The sequence below is a fragment of the Achromobacter insuavis genome (assembly GCF_902859645.1).
GTDB classification, from domain to species: domain Bacteria; phylum Pseudomonadota; class Gammaproteobacteria; order Burkholderiales; family Burkholderiaceae_B; genus Achromobacter; species Achromobacter insuavis.
Genome location: NZ_CADIJR010000073.1, coordinates 22,283 through 28,282 on the forward strand (window position 1 = coordinate 22,283; position 6,000 = coordinate 28,282).

Consider the following 6,000-nt stretch of genomic DNA (forward strand, 5'->3'; position numbering starts at 1 on the left):
CCCCATACAAGCCGACCCGGGGCATGCCGGCATCGGGAATGTCCATTTCGAGATAGTCCCTGCCTGTTCATCGGCAGACGGGCGCTCGCACGCTCAATAGGATACCGGTCATCCGCCACCTGCGCGCCGCCGCGCGCCGCGGCGGAGAGCCGCTTCCCATTCTGCGAGTGATCCCATCATGTCCTACCTGTTCCCATTGTTCGCCATCCTGTTCTGGGCGGGCAATGTCATCGTGTCCAAGATGGCGGCCAGCGCCATCTCGCCCACCGCCATCACCTTCTACCGGCTGATCCTGGCGCTGGCGATCATGGGCCTGTTCACGGCCGTGCCGGCCTGGCGCAACCGCAAGGTGATCCTGCGCCACTGGCCCAAGCTGGCGCTGTACGGCGCGCTGTCGTCGGCGCTGTTCCAGGCGCTGTCGTACCGCGCCGCCGAAACCACCACCGCCACCAACATGGCCATCCTGACCGCGCTGATCCCGCTGCTCAGCATGCTGCTGAGCGTGGTCATCCTGCGCGACCCGCTGACGCTGGGCATGGCGGCGGGCGGGGCGCTGTCGTTCCTGGGCCTGCTGTACCTGGTGGGGCAGGGCGAGATGCTGAGCGTGTTCCAGCACGGCATCCACGTCGGCGACGGGCTGATGCTGATGGCGGCCTTCTCGTACGCGCTGTACGGCGTGCTGCTGCGCCACTGGAAGGTGCCGCTGCCGGCGTGGCAGTCGACCTTCGTGCAGTCGATCTTCGCGCTGCTCTACATGCTGCCGCTGTACCTGCAGGTGCCGGCCGCGCAGGCGGCGCTGGACGCCAAGACCATTCCGCTGATCCTGTACGCGGGCATTTTCTCGTCGGTGCTGCTGTCGTTCCTGTGGATCGAAGGCGTGCACCGCCTGGGGCCCAACCGCTGCAGCATCTTCATCAACCTGCTGCCGCTGTTCACCGCGCTGGCCGCGTTCGTGCTGCTGCGCGAGCAACTGCGTTCGTACCACCTGCTGGGCGGCGCCGTGACGCTGCTGGGCGTGCTGCTGGCGCAGACGGTGCAGCGGCCGCTGTTCGGCCGTGGCCGGGCGGCCGCGTTGGCCGCCGGCAAAGCCTGAGGGACGCGGGCCCGGCGCCCGCGTCCGTCCGGGCCGGCGGACAAGCGTCCGCCGGATTCACTCCCGTTCAAGACGCGCGCCGGTCGCCGCCGCATAGTGAGGCGCTTTGACCGGAGCGTCCATGAGCCTTTTCCAGAAATCCGCCATCGCGCTGGCCCGCAGCCCGGGCGTGGGGCGCGCCATGCGCGCACTGGCCGCGCGCACCTCGCTGGCGCGGCGCTTCGTCGGCGGCGCCGACGTCGCGCAGGCGGTGCGCACCGCCGTCCGGCTGCGCGAGGCGCACGGCATCCGCGCATCCCTGTTCTACCTGGGCGAGTACGTGGCCGACGCCGATGCCATCGAGCACAACACGCGGCAGGCCATGCAGGCCTGCGCCGCGCTGGGCCAGGCCGGGCTGGACGTGCACGTGTCCATCGACCCCACCGCCATCGGCTACATGCGCGGCGACGAGCTCGGGCGCGGCAATGCGCGGCGCATCGCCGCCGCGGCGCGCGAGGCGTCGGCGGGCGGCCGCGACTGGGTGGTGCTGGACATGGAGGACTCGGGCCTGCGCGAGCGCACCTGCGCCTTGCATTGCGAGCTGTTGCAAGCGGGCCTGCCCGCCGGATTGACGCTGCAGGCGCGGCGTCTTGGCACGCCGGCCGACCTGGCCTGGACGATCGGCCAGCGTACCTCGCTGCGGCTGGTCAAGGGCGCCTTTCCCGAACGCGCGCTGGACCATGCCGGCCGCGCCCGCATCGACCAGGCCTACCTGGATGCCGCCGCCATCATGCTGTCGCCCGCGGCGCGCGAGGCCGGCTTCCTGCCGGTCTTCGGCACTCACGACGACCGGCTCGCGGGCGCCATCATGGCGCTGGCGCGCGAGCGCGGCTGGGCGCCGGAGGCGTTCGAGTTTGAGATGCTCTACGGCGTGCGGCCGGATTGGCAGCTGGCGCTGCGCCGGCTGGGCTACACGGTCCGGGTCTATCTGCCGTTCGGCCAGGACTGGTGGCCCTATGCCGCGCGCCGCATCGGCGAACATCCGCGCAACGCCTGGCTGCTGGCGCGCTCGCTGAACACGGAAGGGCGCTATTTCGGGTAGCCTGTCGCCAGGGCGGCCGGCGCTGGCGGCCGCGTCCCCTCAGTCCTGCCCAGGCATCTTCCCATGGCGGTTTCCCAACACATCTGGCATTGCGGCGCGAGCCTGCCCGGCGACGTGCTGATCGCCGACCTGCGCGCCTATCGCTACGAGGCGCACTTCCACGACGCCTGGTCGATCGGCGCCATCGCCCGGGGGCGTTGCGCCTTCACCGTGCACGGCCGGCCGTTCGAGGCGGGCGAGGGCGACCTGGTGGTGATCGCGCCGGGCCAGGTGCACACGGGCGGCACGTCGGCCGGTTTGCTGGCCTATCGCATGGCGTATATCGAGCCGGACTGGTTCGAGGACCATGCCCGGGCGCTGCGCGAAGGCGGCCTGGCGCTGCCGGGGCCGGTCATTCACGACGCCGGCCTTTGCAACGCGTGGCTGGCGGCGCTGGCGCCCGACGCCATCGATGACGCCGCCCGCAGCGCCCGCCTGTCGGCGGCCTTGTTCGGCCTGTTGGCCGCGCACGGGCGGCAGGCCGCGGCGGCGCCGGCCGGCGAGCCGGACGTCTGCGCGTTGCTGCTGCAGCGCATGCGCGCCGATCCGGCGTGCGCGCCCGACCTGGAGGCGCTGGCCCGGGCCGAGGGCCGTCACCGCAGCACGCTGGTCAAGCGCTTCGCGCGGCGCTACGGCCTGCCGCCGCTGGCGTGGCTGCGTAATTGGCGGGTGGCGCGCGCCCGCGCGCTGCTGCGCGGCGGCCTGCCGCTGGCCGAGGCGGCGCTGGCCGTCGGCTTTGCCGACCAGGCGCACCTGACGCGGGTGTTCAAGCAGGTCTATGGCAGCCCGCCGGGGGTGCTGCGCCGCTCGGCGGGGCGCTCAGTGGTCAATTAGACATTCCTGTAGATCATGTAATGGGCGACGAATAATCGTTTGAATCAGCACTTTCGTGCGGGTTTAATCGACCAAGACAGTAGGTTTTCGTGCCTTATTGATTGATCATTAGGAATGTGAATATGGACCCGCAACGCATTACGCTGCGCGCCGCCGACGGCGTGGCGCTGGGAGGCTACGTGTGGCGCCACCCCGAGCCGGATCCGGCCGGACCGCGTCCGGTGGTTGTCATCAACGCCGCGACGTCGGTGCGCTGCCGCTATTACGCCCGGTTCGCGGGCTACCTGCACCAGCACGGCTTCGACGTGCTGACCTACGACTATCGCGGGATCGGCGAATCGCGGCCGGCCTCGCTGCGCGGTTTCGAGGCGTCCTGGATGGATTGGGGCGAGAAGGATTTCGAGGCGGTGCTGGGCTATGTCGACGCGCATTTTCCCGGCCAGCCGGTGGACGTGGTGGCGCACAGCATCGGCGGCTTCGTCACCGGCCTGGCGCCGTCGGCGCGGCGGCTGCGGCGCATTTTCACCATGGGCGCGCAGTACGCCTACTGGCGCGACTACGCCGCCGGGCAGCGCCTGCGCATGCTGGCCAAGTGGCATGTGGTGATGCCGCTGCTGGCGGTCTGTCTCGGTTATTTTCCGGGACGCCGGCTGGGCTGGCTGGAGGACACGCCGCGCGGCGTGGTGCGCGACTGGAGCCTGATGGGGCCGCGGTTCGAGGGGCGCGGCGGGGCGGACCATCGGGTGGCCGCGATGGCGGCGGTGACCGCGCCGATCCTGGCGCTCAGCGTCACCGACGACGAATTCGGCACCGAGGCCGCCATCGGCCGGCTGCTGGCGTATTTCACCGGCAGCGCCCGCACCCATCTGCGGTTGGCGCCGGCATCGCTGGGGCTGGAGGCGATCGGCCACTTCGCCTTCTTTCACGAGCGTTTTCGCGACACGCTGTGGCCGATCGCGCTGGGCTGGCTCAGTCGCGGCGAGCGTCGCCTGGCGGGGGCGACGCCCATACGTTGTGACTGCGTGGCGTCTCTAGCCGATAGTCCGAGTATTTCCGCGTGAAGAATTCCGCCCCGAGCGCCTCGGCCGCCGCCAGCGGACGGCGCGGGTCCAGCGCGACCTCGCCGCGGCTGTTGCCCGAGCCGTGCACGTAGCCAACGAAGTCGGCATGCGTGTAGCGGGCGAATTCCTGCACCTGGTGCACCACGCCGAGCACGGCGCCGGGATAGGTTTCCTCCGAGGCCACGGCCAGGCCCAGGCGCTTGCCGGCCATGCGCGCCTTGACGGCCTCGGGCTCGGGGCCGGCGCCGGCGTAGTGGGTGAAGGAGCGATCGAAGAAGGCCTTGGTCTGCGCCGACATGCCATACCAGTAGAGCGGGGTGCAGAACAGCACGCCGTCGGCGGGCAGGAAGTGTTCCAGGAACAGCTCGCCATAGCGGTCGTCCGGCGCCGACGCATGGCGCAGGTCGGGCAGGAAGCCTTTGATGTAGTCGTCCAGGAACAGCAGCGTGGCCGCGCTGCCGGCCGCCTGGGCGCCACGCAGGGCGGCGGCGCCCAGGGCGGCGCTGTTGCCGTCGCGGCGGGGGCTGCCCGCCAGGATCAGCAGGCGTTTATGTTGATGATCTGAATTCATGTTTGATTGCCTCGTTTGGAAGAGATTGCCAGGAAAATTTACGGATATCCTTCCACAGCGACAAACGAGCATTTCTTGGCTAAGATGAAATTAATTCATCTATAAGGGGCCGCTGTGTTCGCCTCCCTGCCGGTTACCGCGCTGCGCGCGTTCGAGGCCGCCGCGCGGCTGCGCAGTTTCAAGGCGGCCGCGGCCGAGCTATCGGTGACGCCGACCGCCGTGTCGCACCAGATCAAGGCGCTGGAGCGCCACGCCGGCGTGGCGCTGTTCGACCGCGTGCCGCAGGGCGTGCGCCTGACCGATGGCGGCGCGCGCCTGTTCGCCAGCGCGCATGGCGCCTTGCTCGACATCGCGCAGACGCTGGATGCGCTGCGGCCGGCCAGCGCGGCGGGCGCCCTGACGCTGTCCACCACCCATTCGTTCGCGGCGCTGTGGCTGGTGCCGCGGCTGGGCCGTTTCTACCAGGCCTATCCGCAATACCAGTTGCGCCTGCAGTCGCAGGCCGAGACCATCGACCTGCTGCAGGACGCCAGCGTCGACGTGGCGATCCGCTACAGCAGCCGGCGCTATCCGGCGCTGCACGCGGCCTGCGCGTTGCAGGAACGGTTCGGGGTCTACGGCGCGCCGGCCTTGGTGGCGCAGGCGCGCCGCGCCAAGCCCGCGCTGGTGACGGTGCGCTGGCGCGATTCGGCGCTGTATGACGAGGGCTGGCGGCAGTGGTGCGAAGCGGCGGGCCTGCCCGGCTGGCGCAAGCCGGCGGCGGTGCACGCGTATGCCGAGGAACACTACGCGCTGCAGGCCGCGATCGCCGGGCAGGGACTGGTGCTGGCCAGTTCGGTGATGGTGTCCGACAGCGTCGCGGCGGGCACGCTGGTGCCGCTGCGGCCGGAGGTGAGCGTGGCGGGCGCCGCCTACACCGCGCTGTGCGCGCCGGGCCGCGAACGCCATCCGCCGGTCAAGGCGTTCCTGGCGTGGCTGCGGCAGGAGTTCAAGGGCTAGTGGTGGCGTCGGTCGATGCGTCTCGGTTGACGTGCATTCACGGCCGCGCTGGCCGTGGCAGCAGCGGCAAGACCGCCAGCATGGCGCCGCCGGCGGCCAGCCAGGCCAGCGGCCAGGACGTGGCCGCCACCAGCCGCGGCAGCGCCAGCGGCGTCAGGAACAATCCCAGGTAGACGCAGGTGTTGGCCAGCCCCAGCGCGGTGCCGGCGCGGGCGGCGCCGGCCAGCGTGGCCAGTTCGGTGTAGGCCACGCCGTGCCAGGCCGAGGCGCAGATGCCGGCGGCCGCCAGCAGCACGGGCACGGCCAGCAGCGCCGCGCGGTG

General features: G+C 70.9%; 6 protein-coding genes and 1 pseudogene. 5 read left to right on the top strand and 2 right to left on the bottom strand.

Features of this window, described 5'->3' with window-relative positions; genetic code table 11:
- Positions 1 to 178: 178 nt before the first annotated feature.
- The 4 genes from H0523_RS25780 to H0523_RS25795 all read left to right on the top strand — a co-directional run bounded on the left by H0523_RS25780 (position 179) and on the right by H0523_RS25795 (position 4,108).
- Positions 179 to 1,093 (top strand): DMT family transporter, encoded by a 915-nt coding sequence (locus H0523_RS25780; RefSeq protein WP_054432299.1) that lies wholly within the window; start codon positions 179 to 181, stop codon positions 1,091 to 1,093.
- A 121-nt stretch (positions 1,094 to 1,214) separates the two neighbouring features.
- Positions 1,215 to 2,174 carry a proline dehydrogenase family protein gene (locus tag H0523_RS25785; RefSeq protein WP_054432298.1) on the top strand — a complete coding sequence of 320 codons (960 nt, stop codon included), beginning with the start codon at positions 1,215 to 1,217 and terminating at the stop codon, positions 2,172 to 2,174.
- A 63-nt stretch (positions 2,175 to 2,237) separates the two neighbouring features.
- Complete coding sequence (locus tag H0523_RS25790; protein ID WP_054460926.1) at positions 2,238 to 3,047, top strand: helix-turn-helix transcriptional regulator; 810 nt, start codon at positions 2,238 to 2,240, stop codon at positions 3,045 to 3,047.
- A gap of 122 nt (positions 3,048 to 3,169) precedes the next feature.
- The gene (locus H0523_RS25795) at positions 3,170 to 4,108 is read left to right on the top strand and encodes an alpha/beta hydrolase family protein (protein WP_054432296.1); all 939 of its coding nucleotides are present in this window, start codon (positions 3,170 to 3,172) and stop codon (positions 4,106 to 4,108) included.
- Here the strand turns inward: H0523_RS25795 and H0523_RS25800 are convergent.
- Entirely contained in the window at positions 4,017 to 4,679 is a 663-nt protein-coding gene (locus H0523_RS25800; RefSeq protein ID WP_054432295.1) for a flavodoxin family protein, read from the bottom strand. The two genes, H0523_RS25795 and H0523_RS25800, sit on opposite strands and share 92 nt — an antisense overlap.
- A 114-nt stretch (positions 4,680 to 4,793) precedes the next feature.
- Between H0523_RS25800 and H0523_RS25805 the strand changes: the two genes are divergently transcribed.
- Positions 4,794 to 5,678, top strand: a complete 885-nt coding sequence (locus tag H0523_RS25805) for a LysR substrate-binding domain-containing protein (RefSeq protein WP_054432294.1) — start codon at positions 4,794 to 4,796, stop codon at positions 5,676 to 5,678.
- Positions 5,679 to 5,715: 37 nt separating this feature from the next.
- Here H0523_RS25805 and H0523_RS25810 read toward each other — a convergent pair.
- A pseudogene (locus tag H0523_RS25810) lies at positions 5,716 to 6,000 on the bottom strand (MFS transporter); the annotation flags it as partial.

Bases quoted from the DNA above. Each gene is read 5' to 3' on its own strand.
- H0523_RS25795 (WP_054432296.1), top strand. From the start codon at position 3,170: ATGGACCCGCAACGCATTACGCTGCGCGCCGCCGACGGCGTGGCGCTG.
- H0523_RS25790 (WP_054460926.1), top strand. From the start codon at position 2,238: ATGGCGGTTTCCCAACACATCTGGCATTGCGGCGCGAGCCTGCCCGGC.
- H0523_RS25800 (WP_054432295.1), bottom strand. From the start codon at position 4,679: ATGAATTCAGATCATCAACATAAACGCCTGCTGATCCTGGCGGGCAGC.
- H0523_RS25785 (WP_054432298.1), top strand. From the start codon at position 1,215: ATGAGCCTTTTCCAGAAATCCGCCATCGCGCTGGCCCGCAGCCCGGGC.
- H0523_RS25780 (WP_054432299.1), top strand. From the start codon at position 179: ATGTCCTACCTGTTCCCATTGTTCGCCATCCTGTTCTGGGCGGGCAAT.